The sequence below is a fragment of the Flammeovirga pectinis genome (assembly GCF_003970675.1).
In the GTDB taxonomy this organism is placed as follows: domain Bacteria; phylum Bacteroidota; class Bacteroidia; order Cytophagales; family Flammeovirgaceae; genus Flammeovirga; species Flammeovirga pectinis.
Genome location: NZ_CP034562.1, coordinates 3368937 through 3389353 on the forward strand (window position 1 = coordinate 3368937; position 20417 = coordinate 3389353).

A 20417-nucleotide genomic window follows, 5' to 3' on the forward strand; every position below is an offset into this window, starting at 1 on the left:
TTACATACTATCTCCTTTAGAAGTTAGATAATTTAAAATATCATCCGCTGCAACTTTAAACGTTTTATCCAGCTTTGCACTTTTAAATGAGTTAATAGCAATGTCTAACTCATTTTCTTTCATTGCAGCAATACCTAAAGTAAAATAATATTTAGATTTAGTTTTTACATCTAAACCATTGTATTGTACTAAGTCTTCTAAAACAACTATTGATTCGTCTGTTTTATCTTGCTTAAATAAAGCTACTGCTTTTGTATACTTTACTAAATAATTATAAGGATCTAATACTAGCGCCGAATCACAAGAAACTACAGCTTCCTGAAACTTCTCAGAGCTTAATTGCCAATTTGCTACATCTTCATACACTTTAGCCTTCATTTGCTTGTCCTCAAGATTATCAATCATCATGTATGCTTTTCTAATCTGTTCAGATTTATCTGAAGTAACCTCAGCAATTTTTATTTGCAATTCATGCAATTTTAGATTACTCTGATCTTGTTTTAGTGCATTGAAAAGTAAATTTGTAGATTTATCGAAATCATAGATTTGGAAATAGCATAATGCTATCCAATACTTATATTCTGGTGTTAGCTTGGCTACCAATTTTTTATAAGGACCATAATTAGCTTTTGATAATACATTTGCTAATTTCTCATACTCCTCTAAATTGTAATAAGCGTAACCTAACTCATAGTAAAATCTTGCTGTCTGAGAATGTTTTTCTGAAGGAACATAATTCAATGCTTTTTTAATATCCACTACAGCATCATTATATTCTTTATTCATGTTGTGTAACTTAGCAGAATAATAGAGTGCGATATAGTTATTATCAGCCACAGATAATACATCTTCAATATGAGGACGGATTTTATCATACTCTTCTTCTTTAAAGAGCATCATGATAATCTGATTCTTAGCTGTAATTCTTTGTGATGGATTTGATAAGTATTTAAAAGACTCATCATAATAATGTATAGCCTCTTTAAAATAATCTTTTCTTAAATAAAGTCTTGCTAATTGATAATTCATAAATCCATTCTCAGGAAAACGTCTTGTCCCTTCTACAAAGGTATCAATAGCATTATTAAATTCATTCAAAACAACTTGACACCTAGCTTTCTTTAAGTAAAAATTCTCTTGAAGAGAATCATAACTAATGGCTAAACTATATTCATCGATAGCTTCTCTAAACTTTTTTTGTTTATATAACTCATCTGCTTGAACGTAATGATCAAGGGATTTATCTTCCTGTGCAAAAAGGTTTTCTGTAGTTGAAAAACTTAGTATGGAAGTAATCGAAAGCACGTAAAATAGTATTCGAGTCATATGGCAAAAAATTGAAGAGTACTTATTGTTTCGTTAGAATAGTCAATCATCAAATACTCTTTTGAAAATCTAATACTAAAAATCACTTAATTAAAAATATCAATATATATAATTAAGTGATCAATTAACAATTATTATTTCAATTTTTATTCCAAAATTAAATTAAGAATAAAATTTATCGTCTGTATAATCCCTTTGCAACCAATTTACCATGTCTTTTTCGTAATCATCTGGGTCGTAATCCGAAGATGCTAACGTAACGGAAATTGCTCCTTTGCTAAAATATAAAGTACGCCAAACCCTTGGAGGTAAGTACAACCCTTGGCATGGGTTATCAAGTAAAAATACCTGGCGTTTCATATCTTCCAAGATAACCTCTACTTCAATTGTACCATTTATAGCAACAATAACTTCTTCAGTTTCTTTGTGTGCGTGGTTTCCTCTAACAGTATCTTTATTTGCTCCATGCGTCCAAAATACTCTTTTAATGAGAAAAGGCACCTGTTTCATTTCTTGCACAGGTGTTAAGAACCCCATACTGTAGGAGCCATGTTCTTCTAATTCTATTATTCTAGGAACAGAGTTAATCAACTTCTTCTTCTTTAAAGTCATCGCACTATAGAGATAGTATAAAAAATAGAACTACTCTAAGCACACAAACTTAGAGTAGCCCTTCTCTAATTTAAATTAGACCAATTTTCTTTTTAATATCGTTAGGGATCGCATCCTTATGTACCATTACCGACACAGTTTTCATTTGGATGTATCCTTCAGACATATATAAATATCCACCAAAATCATTCGAGCTTGCACCCCATGAATTTTTAGTAACATAATATTTTTTTCCATCATCATCTTTTACAACACCTACAATATGCATAAGATGATCGTCTGTTGTTGCATAAGAATTGTAAGCTTCCTGACGAGCTTCTGTTGAAACTTTAGGTTCCTTACCGTTTTTATCTTCTATTGTTGCTTTTCCATTTTGATGAGAAAAAGACTTCTCACTAACATCTCCATCCCAAGCTAAAGAATAACCTTTATCCAAAGCATTATCCATTACTCTTTGTAATTGATCTAGTGGTAGATTATAATAAATTCCATTTGACCAGTTGTCTGGAATTTGCAACACACACGGAGCATAATCATCATAATTTGTAAATGATGTCAACTCAATATAATCTTTAGGGTCAAAATCCATTGTTTTTGCAAAAGATTTTGGTGTGTATTCTTTTCCGTCAACCTCAAATTCTTCAGGCGTTTCACCCATGTAAGCATCCAAAACTGCATTTAAAGCATCTTTCCAATGGTCTGTTACAGAAGAAGCTGAAGCTAATGTTGTTAACATACTCTCCATTACCCCAAATAACTCTTGGTGGTCATATTGTCCTTTTGAACCATTCTTGCCATCGTATGCACCATTAGGAACAAATCCATTTTCTGAAATTACATGCATTACATCATGTGCTAAGCCACCTTCTCCAAATTGAGTTTTACCGTGTCTGCGCACATATCTTTCTGCTTTATTTGGATACGTATTTCTAACAAAATACATTTCCGAAATATCGAATTCTCCTTTCCCTTTACGCATTAATTCAGACTCAATGAAAGAGGTAGTTGAAAAACTCCAACATGTACCTGTTCTTCCCTGACTCTTTACAGGAGTTGTCTTTACTTGATGTACAACTTTTAAATTAGTACCATCTACAATTCCAGGATCTTGAGCTAATGCTGTTACAGAAGAAATACTTGCTAGTAAAACAGAAGCTATTACATTTCTAAAAGAAATAAACTTCATAAAATAATATTATTTGATTGTATAATTACATTTGTATTTTCCATTTCAAATTTACTGATTTTAAGAGTTAATTTCTAATTTTCATGACTTCATTTTTATGAATTTAAGGTACAGGGTCATATCCACTACCTCCCCACGGATGGCAACTCTTTATTCGTTTAAAAGCAAGCTTACCTCCTTTTACTAAACCATGTTTTTTTAAAGCTTGGATAGTATACTCAGAACATGTAGGTGAATATCTACATGATGAAGGCGTATATGGTGAGATTAAAAGTTGGTAACTTCTCACTAAAATCACTAAAAACTGTGCAAAAACCTTTTTCATATTCGTGTATTCGGGTATAAGTCGATAAAAAAACCGCGTTTTTGACCCATTCAGGAGATTACAATGATTATTTGTAATAAAAAGAATGATCTTTATTCACATTGACAATCTTATTGTATAAATTGCAAGCTTAAAGGTAATATTAAAATTTACTAACAAATAACCAACTGCAACCATGAGTGTATTGGTCAATAAAGACTCAAAAGTAATTGTTCAAGGATTCACAGGATCTGAGGGCAGTTTCCACGCCGAGCAAATGATTGCTTACGGCACAAATGTAGTAGGTGGAGTTACTCCAGGTAAAGGAGGACAAACTCACCTAGATCGTCCTGTATTTAATACTGTATCTGATGCAGTAACTCAAGCGGGTGCTAATGTTTCTATCATTTTTGTACCACCAGCTTTTGCTGCTGATGCAATTATGGAAGCTGCAGATGCTGGAATCAAAGTAATTATTGCAATTACTGAAGGAATTCCTGTTGCAGATATGGTAAAAGCGAAAAACTACTTAACAGGTAAAGATGTAACACTTATCGGACCTAACTGTCCTGGTGTTATCACTCCAGGTGAAGCTAAAGTTGGTATTATGCCAGGCTTTATTTTCTCTCCAGGTAAGGTAGGTATCGTTTCTAAATCAGGAACTTTAACGTACGAAGCAGCAGATCAAATTGTGAAAGCTGGTTTCGGTGTTTCTACTGCAATTGGAATTGGTGGTGATCCAATTATTGGAACATCTACTAAAGAAGCTGTACAGTTATTAATGGCTGACCCTGATACTGAAGCAATCGTAATGATTGGTGAAATTGGTGGTAACTATGAAGCTGAAGCTTCTAAATGGATCCAAGAACAAGGTAATCCAAAACCTGTTGTTGGTTTTATTGCAGGTCAAACTGCTCCAAAAGGTAGAAGAATGGGTCATGCTGGTGCTATCGTTGGTGGCGAAGATGACACTGCTGAAGCAAAAATGCGTATTATGGCAGAGTGTGGAATTGCGGTTTCAAAATCTCCAGCTGATATTGGTGATACATTATCTAAGCTTTTAGTTAAAGCATAGAGTATTTACTCCTATACACAAAAGCCCTTTCTAAATAATTTAGAAAGGGCTTTTGTTTTTATATCTTTTTTATACTAGATACTTTCTAATATAAATTCTACTCTTCTGTTTTGTAAATGCATTGAATTAGAGCATTTAACTCCATTATCGCATTTATTTATTAGTTCGTCTTCCCCAATTCCTTCAGCAAAGATGTTAGATGCTAAAATCTTTTCAGCCATTAAAAGCTCTTTAATGTAATCAGCTCTTCTTTGTGTTACTTCTTTGTTGTATTCATCAGAACCTCTAGAATCAGAATGTACTTTAACAGTAACTTTTATGTTTGAAAATTCTTTCATCAAATCACTTAGCACCTGTATATGTTCTTCGCCATTATTGATTTTATAATGACTATTAATCTCAAATTCTAAATTTGAAAAAACGTAAGTTTCATTGAGTCTTACTTCATCAATAGTATAAGTAACATCAATTTCTTCTTCAGTAGATAATCCAACTGTAGAAAATGAATGTATTAACTGATCAAAGTACTTTGGTTTTGTTCCATGTACTGTAAAATCAGATTCATCATTTAAGGTAATAACGAATTTACCTTCCTGATCTGTATAAATTGTAGTCTTGGCACCACTTTTGGTATTCTCTACACAAACCTTAACACCTTCAACCGTATTACCGGTTTTACTATCAAGGTAAAGGCCTTTAAGTGTAAATTCATTATTTTCTGCTAAAGTAATTGATGAGATAAATAGCAAAAAGTAGCACAAAGGGTTTTTAGTAAGTAAATGAGTAAATCGCATAATATAAATACCGATTAGATTTGGTATTAAAATGAAGTTTTAAAAGTCAAATATACAAAATATAAACGTTTGTTAATAAATTAAGTTGTGTAAAATACCTATTTTTCTTACTCAATTAGAAATCAACCTTAATTTCAACATTGTTTGATACAGCGTATAAAAAATGATTTATTAATTATTGATATTCAATAAATTAAGCTTATGATTAGAGGGATTATCATATATTTTTACTTTTTAGCCCTTAGTCTTACTTCAGTCTACGCGCAGACTGATGATCAATTTACTGTTATTGGAAGAATTAATTCTGATAAAGGGAAAAGCATTGAAGATGTTGAAGTGATTGTGTATACCCTAAATCAAAACGAAAAAAGTAATAAAGTTCGGTTAGAACAAATCTCTTCTACTATATCTAATGAGGAAGGGAGATATGAATTGCACTTACCCGTAGATAATAATTATAAAGTTGCTTATTTTAAATCTGGTTGGAAAACTATTGATAAGCCTTTAATTATTCATGCAATTGATGCCAAAGAAAATCAAAAAATAAGTGTACATTCTAGTTTAGATAAAGGTGATGGATTACTTACTCTAAACGGTATTGTTATAAATAATAGCAAAGAATTACTTCGACTTTACATTCATAATGTACAGAGCAAAACAACGCTCTTCTTACCTGATATCACAAAAAACTTCCACACTTTATTACAATCTAAAGGGGAGTACGAGATTAAAGTAATTTCTGATGAGAATTATATTCTTTATGATGAAAAAATTAAAGTAGATGCAAAATCAACAGAAGTTGATATTATGCTAAGTAATTATAGAAAAAGACTTCCTAATTATCCTTTTGATATCAACACAGGTCAACTTTCTGCAGAAGGTAAATCTGAGCTCAATCTACTCGCTGAAGAAATAAAATCAGATCAGACTCTTAAAATTACTATTGAGTGTCATACCGATTCTAGAGGTGATGATGAATTCAATCTAAAAAAATCTAAAGAACAAGCAGAATCTATCAAAAACTACTTAATTTTACAAGGTGTATCTCCTAATAGGATAAATGCTAATGGTTTTGGTGAAAACTTATTACTAAATGAGTGTAAGAATAACGTAAAATGTTCTAACTTAAAGCATCTTGAAAACAGGAGAGTTGAATATTTATTTTCAATAAGCAATTCAAACTAACTGCTTATTCCTTTATAATGTAGAATGACTATCAATACATTTCAAAAATATACCTTAGGCTTTAACTCATCAGACAAACAGAAATCAACGGTTTGGATTAAAGAAACTAGTTCTGATAGCTTAATTTTTGGCACTTGCATAGCTGAAGAAGACTTTTCTTCACATCAAAAAAATCATATTGAAACGGCTTTTATAGAAAGTAGTAAACCACAAGTTTCTTTAAAAAATGCCGCCAAAATAGTAAACGAAAACAACGGAATTGATCACACTTTGATTTACTTGAAAGATCGAAGAATGTGGCATTCTAGAAATGGAAAGCTTCGCGTGTTTGTTTACAGACAAGGACGGTTCCTTTCTCCCCCACATAATAAAGTCAGTACGGTTGTTCCTCCATTTTTATTAAAAGAAGATGATCAACTTATTATTGCAAATGCCTCTTTATTTTTTAATACTGACCCGAAGTTATTAAAAGAGATCTTTTCTTCTTCTCTACCACAAGAAATTGCAGAAAGATTAATCTCAAATTCTTCTGTCGAAAATGAGACTTTAGTTGCATCAGTTCTACCATGTGAATTTTTACGAGATAACACACCAAGTAGACACAGAGAAAAAGCATTATCTGATGTATTTCCGAATGAAAGAGAAGTAGATGAAAGGTTAGCAAATCCTAGTCAACAAAAAAACACTATCTATAACTTTATAGGTTTTGTTCTGTTTGCTCTCCTTATAGGTATAATGTACAATCAGAATAAGAGCAATTGGAAAGGCGATCTAAAAGAAAAGAATAAAGAGATAGCCCTTCTCCAAAAGAAACTTGAAAAGTCTGATAAAATTATAGAATCTTATAATCGTTATCAACGACAACACATTAAGTCAATATCTGAAAGAAACTTTGATGCTTTAGACAATGAAAGATACAGAATGTATGCATTATTTAGAGATACAAGAAGTAAATTTAATCGTACTCAAGTAGCTGATAAATTTAATATTTATAACCCATTAGCCATAGAAGCAAAAGTGGTTATGGATGAGAATTGGTTTATTGTTCCCGTAAAAGGTAGCCATCTACTTCAAAAAGGAGAAACGCTTAATTACGTAGCTAAAATGTATTATGAGAATGAGAAAGAAGGAATTCAACTTATTCAAGAATTTAATCCTCAAGTAGTTGAAGGGCATTCTATATTTTTACCGTTCGAACAAGAAGACTAACAAATTGTTGTAGTGATAAAGTAATAATAAATCTATTTTTTTATTATAAAAGGAAAGTTAATAGTCACTTACAATTAGAAGATAACAGTGGTCTTTTGTAATTTTGTTGATTAAGGTCAATAACTACCTTTTATTCAAAATTAAATTTTATAATGATCCACTCATTTATCGGTGATTTAGGGCATATTTCTATCATCATAGCTTTTGTAGGTGCAATAATTTCTGCAATTGCATACCGTATTACTGCCATTGAAAAAAATGAACTTGAACGTCAAAATTGGAAAAAATTAGCACGTGGTACATTTATAGTTCATGGTTTTTCAATTTTTGGTATTGTGTGTATTCTATTTTATATGATTTTTAATCATTATTACGAATATCACTATGTTTGGAGTCACTCTTCTGATAATTTACCTGTTTATTATATCGTTTCTAGTTTCTGGGAAGGACAAGAAGGAAGTTTTCTTGTTTGGGCATTTTGGCATGTACTGATAAGTATTTTTGTTATCAAAAGGTCTGATGAATGGGAAGCAAATGTAATGTTTATTATTGCTGCAGTTCAAGCCTTTTTAGTTTCTATGGTATTGGGAATTACAATTTTCGGTCATAAAATTGGATCATCACCTTTTATACTTTTAAGAGATGCAATAGAAGCCCCTGTTTTTGCTACAAATCCAAACTTCATTCCAGAAGATGGAACAGGTTTAAATCCACTACTTCAAAATATTTGGATGGTAATTCATCCTCCTACCTTGTTTATGGGTTTTGCGCTTTGTATTGTTCCTTTCGCTTATGTTATTGCTGCCTTAATACAAAGAAAATATTCTGAGTGGGTAAAACCTGCAATGGGTTGGGTTGTATTAGCTGTGTGTGTATTAGGTATCGGAATTATGATGGGTGCCTACTGGGCTTATGAAACACTTAATTTTGGTGGATATTGGAACTGGGATCCTGTAGAAAATGCTGTGTATGTTCCATGGTTAATTCTGTTAGCTGGACTACACTTAATGTTAGTACAACAAAAAAGTAAAACTGCTCTTAAATCAAGTATGATATTACTTGTTGGTGCATTTATTCTTATTCTATATTCTACATTCTTAACAAGAAGTGGTGTTCTTGGAGAAGCTTCAGTTCACTCTTTTACAGACCTTGGTTTATCAGGTCAACTATTATTATATCTATTATTCTTTTCTACTATAGCTATTGTACTTTTTATTGTACGATGGAAAGATATGCCAAGCGATAAAGAAGAGCCTAGTGCATATAGTGCTGAATTTTGGGTATTTATTGGTGCTACTATTCTTGTGTTAATGAGTTTCCAAGTACTTGTACCCACCTCTATTCCTGCATGGAATGCATTATTATCTAATTTAGGTATAGAATCTAACCTTGCTCCACCTGCTGATGCAGTTACTTTTTATACTAAATTTCAGTTATGGTTCTCTGTAGCTGTCGCTTTAGTTTCAGGTACTACGCAGTTCTTTTATTGGAAACGCCTTAATAAAGAAAATCTTTGGTCTACATTGTCAGCCCCTTATGTAATTACACTGTTAATTGCAGCCTCTTTTATCATATTGGGTAATGTACACCAACCGTCATATATCGTATTACTAACTGCTTCTATTTTTAGTATTGTAGCAAACCTTCATGTTCTAACTAAGTTTACTAAAATGAAGGTATCTATTTCAGGAGGTTCTATATCACATATTGGTGCAGCCCTTATGTTATTAGGTATTTTGAGTTCTTCTGGGTTCGAAAAAGTAATATCACTAAATCTATCAGGTAGAATTTATAATAGCGAGTTCCCTGAGGAAATGAACAAAGAGAACGTTCTTTTATTTAGAGGTCATGCTAAAAAAATGAATCAATATAACCTTACATATAAAGGACCTAGATTAACGTCTAGAGATATTGATGGTTATTTTGATAAAGAAAAAGTTAAGATAAAAATCAACGACCCTTACCATGCAATCGTTATTGACGATATAATAGTAAATGGTGAAACAGTTGCTGAGATCGGTGATGAAATTCAAATTTATAATGAGAATATTTATTATGAAATTGAATACACAGATGAAAATGGAAAATCATTCTCACTCTTCCCAAGAGTTCAAGATAACGAACAAATGGGGCCAATTCCTTCTCCAGATATTGCTACATTTTGGAACAAAGATATGTACACGCATATCACTAATTTAGCAGTTGATGAGAATGAGGTTGAATGGACAGCTCAAGATCCAATGACAATGTCAATTGGTGATACTATTTTCTTAAATGACTATGTAGTAATTTTTGATGGAGTCACTCCTCTAAAGAAAGCTCCAGGTTATACAATCAAGGATGATGATGTAGCACTAGAAGCCAACTTAAGAGTACTTGTAGGTAATAACAAAAGCATAGACTTAAAACCATCTTATATACTTACGAAAGTAAAACGTATGGGAATGGGGGGAGTTCAAGAAGATTGGGATGCTGGTATCGTTCCTTCTGTAAATAGAGAATTAGGTTTAAGAGTATCTTTAAAAGAAATTAAACCTAAAGAAAATGCATTTGTTTTCTCTGCTGATACTACGCAAAAAGATTGGGTAATTATGAAGGCTATCGAAAAACCTTTTATAAGTATCCTCTGGATTGGTACTCTTTTATTAGGTCTTGGAACTGGAATTTCAACAGTTAGAAGATTTAAAGATTCCAGAAATTCAAAATCAAAGACTAAACCGAAGTCAGAAACAAAAGCTTCTGAGTTAGTGTAACTATATAATACTGCTAAGTTCAGCAGTCATTAAACATTAAAAAGGATCGATTATTTTCATTAATAATCGATCCTTTTTAATTGAACTAAATAAACATGATGATTAGATGAGTATTATTTACCAATCTTCATCTTCTTCCGTTTCTTCAGTTTTGGTATCTTTATTCTTTTTCTTTTTCTTACCATTTGATGATTCATCCAATTCAGAATCATCATCTTCAGGAAGGTCTGTACTTAATTCCTCAGACTCCTCTTTATTCTTCTTACCAAATAATTTCTTTTTCTCTATTAATTGGCCAGTAGAATCATATTGAGGTAATTTACTAAGAGAGTCTGCCTCTATTTTAGCAAGTTTATCTGCATCCTTTTGATCAAGAACTCTTTTTGGAATCATGTAATGCTTAGGCTTCCATATTTCAAACCACTTTCTCTCCACCAAATACATTGAATCTGGTACTATAAAATAGCCAGCCCTCATGCTATCTTCTAAAGCAACCCTATCACCATACCTTTGCATATAAACATATCCATCATAACGCATTGGCGGTAGAGAATCTGAAGTTGGTTCTTCAGCTGTTCTTTCTTTTTGTTCAGGAAGTTCTTTAGCCACTCTAGAATCATCATAACCCGGACCTCCGCCAAACAAGGCGTTTTCTAAAGAATCTGATGATGATACCAAATAGATACTATCTTCTGGTATAAAGTCAATAATTGAATCTTCTTCAGTTAATTCTATAGGATACGGATTCTTAGTAAGTGCTTGTATTGTTTGTGGATAATTTTTACTTGCCAATTTTCTATCTTGATGAGTATATTTACCATACAGCCCCCCACGTGGCTTTACTAAACCATTCCATTCTGTTTCTCTTGAGGCAAATAATTCCTCATCCTTTCCTAGAGAATCATCCTTAAAGTAACTGATATAAGTAACCTTTCCATTTATTGTATATGTGGTATCACCATAAGGAACAAAATAATCACTAGTAGTATCTCTTGTAGATGTTACATAGAATGGATTATTAGGATCATCCTTTTGGTAAAAGGCCGACGAATAGGCTGGGCATACTTTAGGCACGCATCCATCTAATAGAAGGCAAAGAATTACACATATATAAATAAAAGTTTGTTTCATAAAATTTATATCCTTTCTACAAGAGATCTCAATGAAAGTTAGCGTAGAAAAGATTTCTTATTCTTATTTAGGTTAAAAGCTCAAATTACTCTTCATTTGGAATAATTCACAAGTATACAAATAACACAAACGTCATTACATATAAAGTGCCAAAAAAAGTTACTTTTTTATTCGATTGGATCAATTCATGATTTTTTGGTAATTTTGCACTGTATCTTTGATAAATATGAAATCAATAGCATCAGAAATCGGAATCTTAGTCCGAAAAGAAATTGCATTGGAATGGAGAGAAAGATCAAATCTTAACGGATTATTACTATATACTGTAAGTACAATATTCGTTTGTTATTTGAGTTTTAACCAACGGCAAGTAGAACTTTCTCCAATTACATGGAATACATTATTTTGGATAATACAATTGTTTGCCGCCTTAAATGGTGCTGCTAAAAGTTTTACTCAAGAATCAGGAGGTAGGCACTTTTATTATTACCAAATAGTAAGCCCTCAGTCTATAATTTTGTCTAAAATAATTTACAATGCTCTATTGATGGTACTTGTATCATTTTTAGCTTTAGGTTTTTATAGTATTGTTCTTGGTAATCCAGTGCAAGATCCTACATTATTTATGGCATGTGTTGGGTTAGGTGCAATTGGTTTTTCTTCGTCGTTAACAATGGTTGCTGGAATTGCTGCTAAAGCTCAAGGAAACAACACTTTAATGGCTATTTTAGGATTACCAGCTATATTACCAATGATACTAATGCTTATTAAAGCATCAAAAAATGCAATAGATGGCATTGCAAGAAGTCAGACTATGGATGAAATTATGGTCATCTTTGCAATTGATATAATTGTAATTACAGTTTCTTATCTTCTATTTCCGTATCTTTGGAGAAGTTAAGATTTAAATTAAACAGAACAACAATGAAAGGCGCTTGGTGGAAAATCACTGCAATATTGCTCCTAGCATATACACTAATTGGAGGTCTCTTAATGGATGTACCTAGATTAGATATCCTTAATGAAACAATAAGAAATTTATATTTCCATGTACCAATGTGGTTTGGAATGATCATCGTACTATTAGCTTCGATGGTTTATTCCATTAAATACCTTAGAAATCATAAATTAGAAGATGATTTATGGGCTTCTGAATTGGCTAATTCTGGTATTTTATTTGGAATACTAGGCATCGTTACTGGCATGATCTGGGCTAAATTTACATGGGGTTCTGCATGGAGTGGAGACCCAAAACAAAATGGTGCTGCAGGCGGCTTAATGTTTTACTTTGCTTATATAATACTAAGAGGTTCTTTTAAAGATGAAGAGCAAAGAGCACGAATAAGTGCCATCTTTAACATCTTTGCCTTTGCTGTATTTATTCCATTAATATTTGTTCTCCCTAGGTTAACAGATTCTCTACATCCTGGAAATGGCGGAAACCCAGGTTTTAATGCCTATGACCTTGATAGCAAATTAAGATTGATATTCTATCCAGCTATTATTGGGTGGACACTTATCGGAGTTTGGTTTGCACAAATCAGAGTTAGAATGAGAAAAATAGAAAATCAAATTTTAGAAAACGAGTAATCAAGATATATCAAATGAAAAAATTAGTATCACTTCTCACTATGTGGGTTGTATTTATAGCTACTGCAGTGGCTCAAAATAAAATACCTATTTCATCTAATGATTATAGTAACAATTCTATCGAAATGGCTGATGCTTTCCGATCAAACGGAAAAATATATGTCGTGGTAGGTGTAATCGTTGCATTGTGGGCAGGAATGATGGTCTACCTTATTTCTACTGACAAAAAAATATCAAAGCTAGAAAAGCTATTAAATAACTAATCACACCTATTTTTAAACCTATGAAAAAGTCTCATATTTTTGGTCTAGTCATCATTGGAATGATGATTAGTATATTGGTTGTTACAGCAGGAGATGCTAGCCAATATGTTGATTTTTCAGAAGCATATTCACTTGCTGCTGATGGTAACTCTTCAAAAGTTCATGTTATTGGTGAACTTCAAAAAGATAAAAGCGGAAATGTAATCGGAATTCATTACGACCCTGCAAAAGACCCTAATTATTTAGCATTTACTTTAGTTGATGATAAAAACATTGCTAAGAAAGTTGTTTGTTATTCTCCCCCTGCCTCTATGAGAGATTTTGAAAAATCTGAAAAAGTAGTGGTTATAGGAAGAGCAAAAGGAGAAAATCAAGACTTTATTGCAAGTGAAATTTTAATGAAGTGTCCTTCAAAATATGAAGAAAAAGAACTTTAATTAAAAGTCGAAAATATAAAAGAGCCTGTTGACAAGAAATCAACAGGCTTTTTGTTTTAATAAGGTCTAGGTGTAAATTAGTTTGTATACATCATACAATTGTGCTGCAACAGTCTATTTTAATAAACTGTAGAGAACTTATTTTTATTTTTTTGTCTTCTAGACAACTCTTTAACTTTGGCTATTGTGAAAGAATAAAGGTAATCTGTCAAAGTCGCATCGTCTAATCGACTTCTATCAATAACAGTATCGTAGTGTTCGGTTTGTCCCTTTTGAATATGCTCCAAAAAGTCATTTCTTAATTTAGAGTTTTCTAGCATTTTCATTTTTGCATCATCAAAATTAAGATTATGTGCTTTCATAAGGTGTCCAATTCTAAATTGCATTGTGCTATTCACCTTAATTTTAAGAGCATTGTCTAATTCTTCTGCAAAAAAACCTGCACCCCTACCTAGAATAACTACATTACCTCTTTCAAAGTAAGCATGAACAATTGTTTTTAAAGTTGATGATAATTTTCCATCTAACTTATTATAACTAGGACCAAACGAATGTATTAACTGTTCAATAATTCCTTTTTTCTCGAAGGGAACGTATTCCTCAATTAATTTATATTCTAAACTTAGTTCTTTTGATAAATCACGTATTACGGTAGTGTCAATTAACCTCCATTCTTTTTTTAATAAGTTGAACCCAACTTCATTTTTATTTAAATATTTAACTAATTGCTCCCCTACTTTTTTAATTCCAGAACCATAATCTCTAGAAAGAGTTATTATTGTTCCTTCTGATTGTGCTTTTTTAGAAACTGAATGTGTGAATTCATATTCTAAATTCTTAATTAATTGAGTGTATACATTAGTTTCCATGATAATTACATTTAAGAGTAGTTGATGTTATTAATTAAATGTAATTTAAACACTTGCTAAGTATTTTTAACTGATTATTATCACTATTCTGCAGTGATTTTATTCAGAATATATACTCCTAATTCTTCTTCATAAGAAAATATATCTAGCAAGAGTGGGTTTAATAAACCAGCAAGCATTGGAGGAACCTCATCTTCAACAGAAGGTTTTTCATCCAACATAAATGCTTCTTTATATTTTTCTATTAATTGTTGCTGTTTTCTATAAGCAGATTTTAATTTTGATAAATCCCATCCGTCTCTCGAAAGATGAATTAATCGGGTTTCAGAAAGGGCATCTAACTTAACTCCCATTAAGTACGCACCCAGTGTCTCTGAGATAAAACTCTTACCTACAATTTGTTTCTCTTCTTCTTTTAACGCTTGCATATTATTAGATAATTTTTTATTCTGATGATAACGATTCTGCAGCTCCAACTAATAAAGATGGGCTAATACGTTTCTTAAAATTAGGATTGATGTATTCAAAAGTGATTTCTCCATTTTGACGAATAAAAAACACTGCTGGAACAGGTAACATTTGATGTGTACCCCCATCTGTCATTACGATATCCATCCCTAAATTAGAAAATTTATTAAATGACTTATCATCTAATGTGTACGCTAAACCAAATGCTTTAGAAGCTAACATATCACTATCAGAAAACAACTGATAATTCATCATATGTTTATCATAAGTCATTGATAAATCGTCTGGAGCGTCGGGAGATATTGCTATTATTTGATAACCTATACTTACCAAGTAATCTGATACTTCTCCTAATCCAGATAATTGTCTATTACAATACGGACACCATCCTCCTCTGTAAAAAACAAGGATAGAGGGTTTCTTCTTTATTTCTTTTAATAAATTTACCTCATTCCCTTCTACATCTCTCAAAATAATCTCTTTGGGTACTGATTCCCCTATCAATAATGGAGAAATATCACTTGCTTGCTGAGGAACTTGTTGTCCATTTACCTCAAGAGTTATACTTATTAAAAAGATACAGATGGAATAAAAAATATTATTAGTTTTCATAGTGACTTTGTGAGTTTATACCTGCTGATTAATTTTGAAAATTTGATGAAGATAGATTAAAATATTTAATTTTAAACCTATAATAACATACACAACGAAATAATTAATTTAACTATTCTTATCAAATATATACCTCATATCTTTTTTTGTGTAATGAAATCACTTATTTTTCAAGATAATTCTTTTCATTAATATTTATGGGCTTCTGTAAATTAAGACTTCAATTCATCATACTATTCACCTTTACCTGTTCAATTGCTTTCTCTCAAAAAAAGCATGATACAGATAGTGTGTACTTAAAACATTTTATCAGAGACATAAATGATAAAATAAGTGGAAGCATTTTCATGTCCAATTCAAAATTACAACTCGTATTTAATAACTATCCACCTAATAATTGGTGGGATGATGATGCTCTTGTTAGAAGAGAACGACCTAAAGACGTTGTCTACATACCTAATAATAGTTACTTAATTGGTGTAGGTGTTAGTTTTGGAAATTTAGGGATTAGAGCCAGTATACAAACTCCAATTTCTGAATACAATGAAGATATTTATGGTAAATCTAGTGTATTTAGATTAAGAGTAGATGGCTTTGTAAAAAAATGGTACCTCGATGCTGAATATTACAGGTATAGTGGTTTTACAGATACAAACGTTGCCATTTACGATAGTACTTGGAACAGACCTGAAAAATTAATTAGAGAAGATATTATCACAAGATCAACCAATTTACATGCTGTAAAATTTACTAATAAAAAATTTAGCTATAAGGCTGTTTTTAAACAAAAAGAAATTCAGTTAAAAAGTGCATTTACCACATATTACAAACTAAGGTATCGTTCTGAAAATTATAATGCAGCAGAGCCATTTATTCCTCCACTAGCAAGAAACCCAGATTCAAAATATGGAACGATGACACGTTTAAGAATGAACGACTTTACTGTTATTGGTGGCGGAGCAGGTGTTTTAGTTTGGAATGGATTTTACCTTGGTGCAATGATAGGTATTGGAATTGGAGGACAACACCAAAGTTTTACTTTAGATTCTGAATCTGGTATACATTACTCTATGATTCCAGCTCTTGATATTAAAGCTTCTGGTGGCTATAATGCAGAAAGAATGTTCATTACATTTCAACTGAACTCAGAAATGACGTATAGTGCACTACCTTCGACTTTTAATCAAGAATTTTTAGCGATTAGTTACTTTACCAACTTTGAAGTAAACTGCGGTTATAGATTTGACATGGGACCTCACATTAGTAGAAGTGTACAATGGGCGAATCACATTATTCATACTACTGTTGATGCAGTAATGGGAAAGGGCCATGTTAAAACAAATAAAAAAGCATCTGATAATTAAATCAAATGCTCTTTTAAAACTAGAAAGATCCTCTTAATTTATAAGTATCTGCCACTTTAGTTATTGCAACCATGTAAGATGCAATCCTTAAGGATACATTATGCTTATCAGCAACAGAAAAAACCCTTTCAAAAGCTTCTTTCATTATTCTATCACTTCTTCTATTAACACGGTCTCTAGTCCATTTATATCCTAATCGGTTCTGTACCCATTCAAAATAAGATACTGTAACTCCTCCTGCATTAGCAAGAATATCTGGTACAACTACAATTCCTTTCTTATGTAGAATGCCGTCTGCTTTTGCACCTGTTGGTCCATTAGCTCCTTCAACAATTAACTTTGCTTTAATTTTATCAGCATTCTTATTATTGATTACATCTTCTTTTGCTGCTGGTACTAATACATCAACATCAAGTTCAAGTAACTCGTCATTAGTAATTTTACTACCTCCAGTATAACCTTCTAATGTTTTATAAGTAGCTCTATATTCGCTAGCTTCTCTTAAATCAATTCCATCTAAATTATAGAATGCTCCTGTATGATCGCTAATTGCTATAATTTTAAGTCCCTTTTGGGCTAATAACTTTGCTGCATTGCTACCTACATTACCAAAGCCTTGTACTGCAACTGTTGCCGCAGTTGGGTCAATTTTCATTTTACGCAAAGCTTCCATAGTAGAAACCATAACACCTCGACCTGTAGCTTCAACTCTACCCAATGAACCTCCCAAGACTAATGGTTTACCTGTAACAACTGCTTGTACCGTTTTACCTTGGGCTTTAGAGTATTCATCCATAATCCAAGCCATTTCTTGAGGTCCTGTACCCATATCTGGGGCAGGAATATCAGTATCTGGACCAAAAACTTCATACATTTTTACAGTATAAGCTCTTGTAAGTCTTTCTAACTCTCCTTTCGACATAACAGATGGATCGCATTTAATTCCACCTTTTGCACCTCCATAAGGAATATCCACTACAGCACATTTCCATGTCATCCATGCTGCAAGTGCTTTAACCTCATCAAGGTTTACATCTAAATCGTATCTAACACCGCCTTTTGAAGGTCCTAATGTGTTTGAGTGGATCACTCTATATCCTTCAAAAACTTTCTTATGACCATCATCCATTACAATTGGTAATGATACTATTACTTGTTTTGCAGGACTTTTTAAAACCTCATAGGTTTCTAAATCCAAGCCTAGCTTTTCGGCAGCAATATTAAATCGCTCCATCATCGACTCAAATGGATTCTCTTTGTCGGTTATTGGTGCTGGTTCAATGTACCCCATCAAATGATATTTTAAATGTAAAATTTACGTTTATGAATGCAAATACCTTAAAAAGGAATTTAAAAAACAAATTTTTGAAAAAAAATCACACATCATAATGCATTAATAAACTACAAGTCAATCAATTAATAATTGAATTTATTTTGATAAATTTCTATTACTATACGATAAACATGTTAAAAAGAAATAACTCTCACTTTCATTATTTCCAGCTAATCTAGATGAAACTTTCTTAGTTCCTGTATGAATAAAATGATTATCGAACCAATGAGAAATTCCTCCATTGGTATATTTATCTATTGTGTTAGATGGAGAATAGTCTTTATAAACATTCACCTCACAAGCATTTTTATATTCTAATCTTTTAGACACCTTATAAAAAAAGCTATCTCTACTCACATGAATAAAAGCTACCTTTTTATGGTCTGCGTAGGCTTGAATAGATTCAATCGGCAAACTATTTTTATGATTTCTTGTCACATAAGTATTATCCCACATCATCTCTCCTGTTTCAAAATCAAAACCACAAGCCAATGCTCTTTTGTACTTACATTCTAATGGGAATGGAGCTCCAGAATACATTTTTTCTTCAGATAAACCATATGGAACATATTCTCCTTTCTTTAAGATTTCATTTCTAAAATCTTGTGCAAAATTCTTGATTGTAGGTGCATCTGCTTTTGTGAAAAAACTTTCGGAAGCAAATTTAGCATCTTTCGAATACGGATATACAAAAGAAACTTCTTCCATTATAAACATTACTTGACCATTCATAAACTGTAGTTTATGTGGCATTAAAGAAATATTTAAAGGCATAACTTTACCTTTCTTTTTCTTGTTGGCAAATTTTGTTTCTAACTGTTCTCTTTTCTTTGGCTCTAAGTGACTTAGGTAATTATTAAAGAAAGAGAAATCGTAAAATTTAGGTTTTAACCTATATCCCTTCTCTGTCAATTTCATAGAATAAACACCTTGAGATTGCTCTGAAACACCACCCAATCCGTAAGTTCCCATCATTATAAGTTCTCCTTTAGAATTATGATAAGGTCTAAAAGATTGATAATTATAGTCTCTCTGTACTTCTTCAAAATACTGCTTATCTAGGTTACCGTCAATAGAATAATCGTTGATATATACTCCTCTATGATCGCTAGACATTTCTGCTTTTAAAACTAATGTCAACATATCAACTTCCTTATCCCATTCCATACATACAATACCACCTTTAATTTGATGTACTGATGCTAAAATCTTACGTTTATCATTTTCCAAATCCCATCTTGCAGCAAAAGGTAACCCTACAGCATGCCCTCCTAAAAAGCAGATATTATCTTCTACTAGAAAATAATCTATTTCAGATTTTTCAACATTCTTGTAATAAAACACTTTATGTTTACCATCGTCTAAACGAACACGTAAGACTCTATAATTAATATCGGCTTCGCGCATTAAGTAATAGGCAAATTCTTTATCGAAACCTTTAGAAATTATTTGTCCATAATTTTTAACCTGAATATTTTTAACCCAACCTTTTTTAAAGTCAGTTTTGATATACGTTAACTCAATATCAGAAACAATATTTTTTTTCTCTCCTCCATATCGATTCCTTAAAACCAAGACCCCTTGGTCGCCCATTGGGTTAAGCTCATAAGATGCATCGTATTCATGTAACATGGGAAATTTTATCGTATGTTCTTCAAAAGTTTGAGCAGACGAAAGTTGAGCTAGAAATAGACAGCAAATTAATGATAATGTGATAAGATAATTTTGTTTTTTCATAGGTACAGATAGTTGATAAGAATTAGTTACTAGGCATTAATTACGAGATTTAATAAAATTTGTACATTTAGTGGATGTTATATAATAACATGAATCTAAAATTGTACTTTTCTATTATGGGTTAATTTCAATTCTTTGCTCTAGAAATGTATAATAATAATTAGGAATC

Annotated in this window: 20 protein-coding genes; 9 read left to right on the plus strand and 11 right to left on the minus strand. The window is 31.8% G+C overall.

Going from position 1 to position 20417, the window contains the following annotated elements; translation table 11 throughout:
* The 4 genes from EI427_RS13510 to yidD form a co-directional block, all read right to left on the minus strand.
* The gene (locus tag EI427_RS13510) at positions 1–1326 is read right to left on the minus strand and encodes a tetratricopeptide repeat protein (protein WP_126615503.1); all 1326 of its coding nucleotides are present in this window, start codon (positions 1324–1326) and stop codon (positions 1–3) included.
* A gap of 162 nt (positions 1327–1488) precedes the next feature.
* Complete coding sequence (locus tag EI427_RS13515; protein ID WP_126615505.1) at positions 1489–1938, minus strand: sugar 3,4-ketoisomerase; 450 nt, start codon at positions 1936–1938, stop codon at positions 1489–1491.
* 70 nt (positions 1939–2008) lie between these two features.
* On the minus strand, positions 2009–3124 hold the full coding sequence (locus tag EI427_RS13520) for a C1 family peptidase (protein ID WP_126615507.1): 1116 nt from the start codon (positions 3122–3124) through the stop codon (positions 2009–2011).
* A 103-nt stretch (positions 3125–3227) separates the two neighbouring features.
* On the minus strand, positions 3228–3449 hold the full coding sequence (yidD, locus tag EI427_RS13525; RefSeq protein WP_126615509.1) for a membrane protein insertion efficiency factor YidD: 222 nt from the start codon (positions 3447–3449) through the stop codon (positions 3228–3230).
* A 175-nt stretch (positions 3450–3624) separates the two neighbouring features.
* Between yidD and sucD the strand changes: the two genes are divergently transcribed.
* Positions 3625–4503: a succinate--CoA ligase subunit alpha gene (gene sucD, locus EI427_RS13530; RefSeq protein WP_126615511.1), complete on the plus strand. Its 879-nt coding sequence runs from the start codon at positions 3625–3627 to the stop codon at positions 4501–4503.
* A 74-nt stretch (positions 4504–4577) separates the two neighbouring features.
* On the opposite strand, the gene EI427_RS13535 is transcribed toward sucD, so the two are convergent.
* Positions 4578–5297, minus strand: a complete 720-nt coding sequence (locus tag EI427_RS13535) for an OmpA family protein (RefSeq protein WP_126615513.1) — start codon at positions 5295–5297, stop codon at positions 4578–4580.
* A 201-nt stretch (positions 5298–5498) separates the two neighbouring features.
* On the opposite strand from EI427_RS13535, the gene EI427_RS13540 reads away from it, so the two are divergent.
* The 3 genes from EI427_RS13540 (at position 5499) to ccsA (EI427_RS13550) (ending at position 10444) form a co-directional block, all read left to right on the plus strand.
* A complete protein-coding gene (locus EI427_RS13540) occupies positions 5499–6482 on the plus strand; it encodes an OmpA family protein (protein WP_126615515.1) in 984 nt (327 codons plus the stop codon).
* Between the two features lie 24 nt (positions 6483–6506).
* Positions 6507–7691 (plus strand): hypothetical protein, encoded by a 1185-nt coding sequence (locus EI427_RS13545; RefSeq protein WP_126615517.1) that lies wholly within the window; start codon positions 6507–6509, stop codon positions 7689–7691.
* 152 nt (positions 7692–7843) lie between these two features.
* On the plus strand, positions 7844–10444 hold the full coding sequence (ccsA, locus tag EI427_RS13550) for a cytochrome c biogenesis protein CcsA (RefSeq protein ID WP_126615519.1): 2601 nt from the start codon (positions 7844–7846) through the stop codon (positions 10442–10444).
* A 117-nt stretch (positions 10445–10561) separates the two neighbouring features.
* On the opposite strand, the gene EI427_RS13555 is transcribed toward ccsA (EI427_RS13550), so the two are convergent.
* Positions 10562–11575: a hypothetical protein gene (locus EI427_RS13555; RefSeq protein WP_126615520.1), complete on the minus strand. Its 1014-nt coding sequence runs from the start codon at positions 11573–11575 to the stop codon at positions 10562–10564.
* Positions 11576–11801: 226 nt separating this feature from the next.
* Between EI427_RS13555 and EI427_RS13560 the strand changes: the two genes are divergently transcribed.
* The 4 genes from EI427_RS13560 to EI427_RS13575 are packed head-to-tail and all read left to right on the plus strand — an operon-like array spanning position 11802 to position 13865.
* A complete protein-coding gene (locus EI427_RS13560) occupies positions 11802–12476 on the plus strand; it encodes a heme exporter protein CcmB (RefSeq protein WP_126615521.1) in 675 nt (224 codons plus the stop codon).
* A gap of 23 nt (positions 12477–12499) precedes the next feature.
* Entirely contained in the window at positions 12500–13165 is a 666-nt protein-coding gene (ccsA, locus tag EI427_RS13565) for a cytochrome c biogenesis protein CcsA (RefSeq protein WP_126618417.1), read from the plus strand.
* 14 nt (positions 13166–13179) lie between these two features.
* Positions 13180–13428, plus strand: coding sequence for a CcmD family protein (locus EI427_RS13570; RefSeq protein ID WP_205727858.1), 249 nt, complete (start codon positions 13180–13182; stop codon positions 13426–13428).
* A 20-nt stretch (positions 13429–13448) separates the two neighbouring features.
* On the plus strand, positions 13449–13865 hold the full coding sequence (locus EI427_RS13575) for a cytochrome c maturation protein CcmE domain-containing protein (protein ID WP_126615522.1): 417 nt from the start codon (positions 13449–13451) through the stop codon (positions 13863–13865).
* 119 nt (positions 13866–13984) lie between these two features.
* On the opposite strand, the gene EI427_RS13580 is transcribed toward EI427_RS13575, so the two are convergent.
* The 3 genes from EI427_RS13580 to EI427_RS13590 form a co-directional block, all read right to left on the minus strand.
* A complete protein-coding gene (locus EI427_RS13580; protein WP_126615524.1) occupies positions 13985–14734 on the minus strand; it encodes a cytidylate kinase-like family protein in 750 nt (249 codons plus the stop codon).
* Positions 14735–14817: 83 nt separating this feature from the next.
* Positions 14818–15162 (minus strand): hypothetical protein, encoded by a 345-nt coding sequence (locus tag EI427_RS13585; RefSeq protein ID WP_126615526.1) that lies wholly within the window; start codon positions 15160–15162, stop codon positions 14818–14820.
* Positions 15163–15178: 16 nt separating this feature from the next.
* Positions 15179–15814, minus strand: coding sequence for a peroxiredoxin-like family protein (locus tag EI427_RS13590; protein ID WP_126615528.1), 636 nt, complete (start codon positions 15812–15814; stop codon positions 15179–15181).
* A gap of 347 nt (positions 15815–16161) precedes the next feature.
* Between EI427_RS13590 and EI427_RS13595 the strand changes: the two genes are divergently transcribed.
* The gene (locus tag EI427_RS13595) at positions 16162–17178 is read left to right on the plus strand and encodes a DUF4421 family protein (protein ID WP_170178466.1); all 1017 of its coding nucleotides are present in this window, start codon (positions 16162–16164) and stop codon (positions 17176–17178) included.
* Positions 17179–17197: 19 nt separating this feature from the next.
* On the opposite strand, the gene EI427_RS13600 is transcribed toward EI427_RS13595, so the two are convergent.
* A complete protein-coding gene (locus EI427_RS13600) occupies positions 17198–18469 on the minus strand; it encodes a Glu/Leu/Phe/Val family dehydrogenase (protein ID WP_126615533.1) in 1272 nt (423 codons plus the stop codon).
* A gap of 138 nt (positions 18470–18607) precedes the next feature.
* A complete protein-coding gene (locus EI427_RS13605; protein ID WP_126615535.1) occupies positions 18608–20248 on the minus strand; it encodes a hypothetical protein in 1641 nt (546 codons plus the stop codon).
* Positions 20249–20417: the final 169 nt, after the last annotated feature.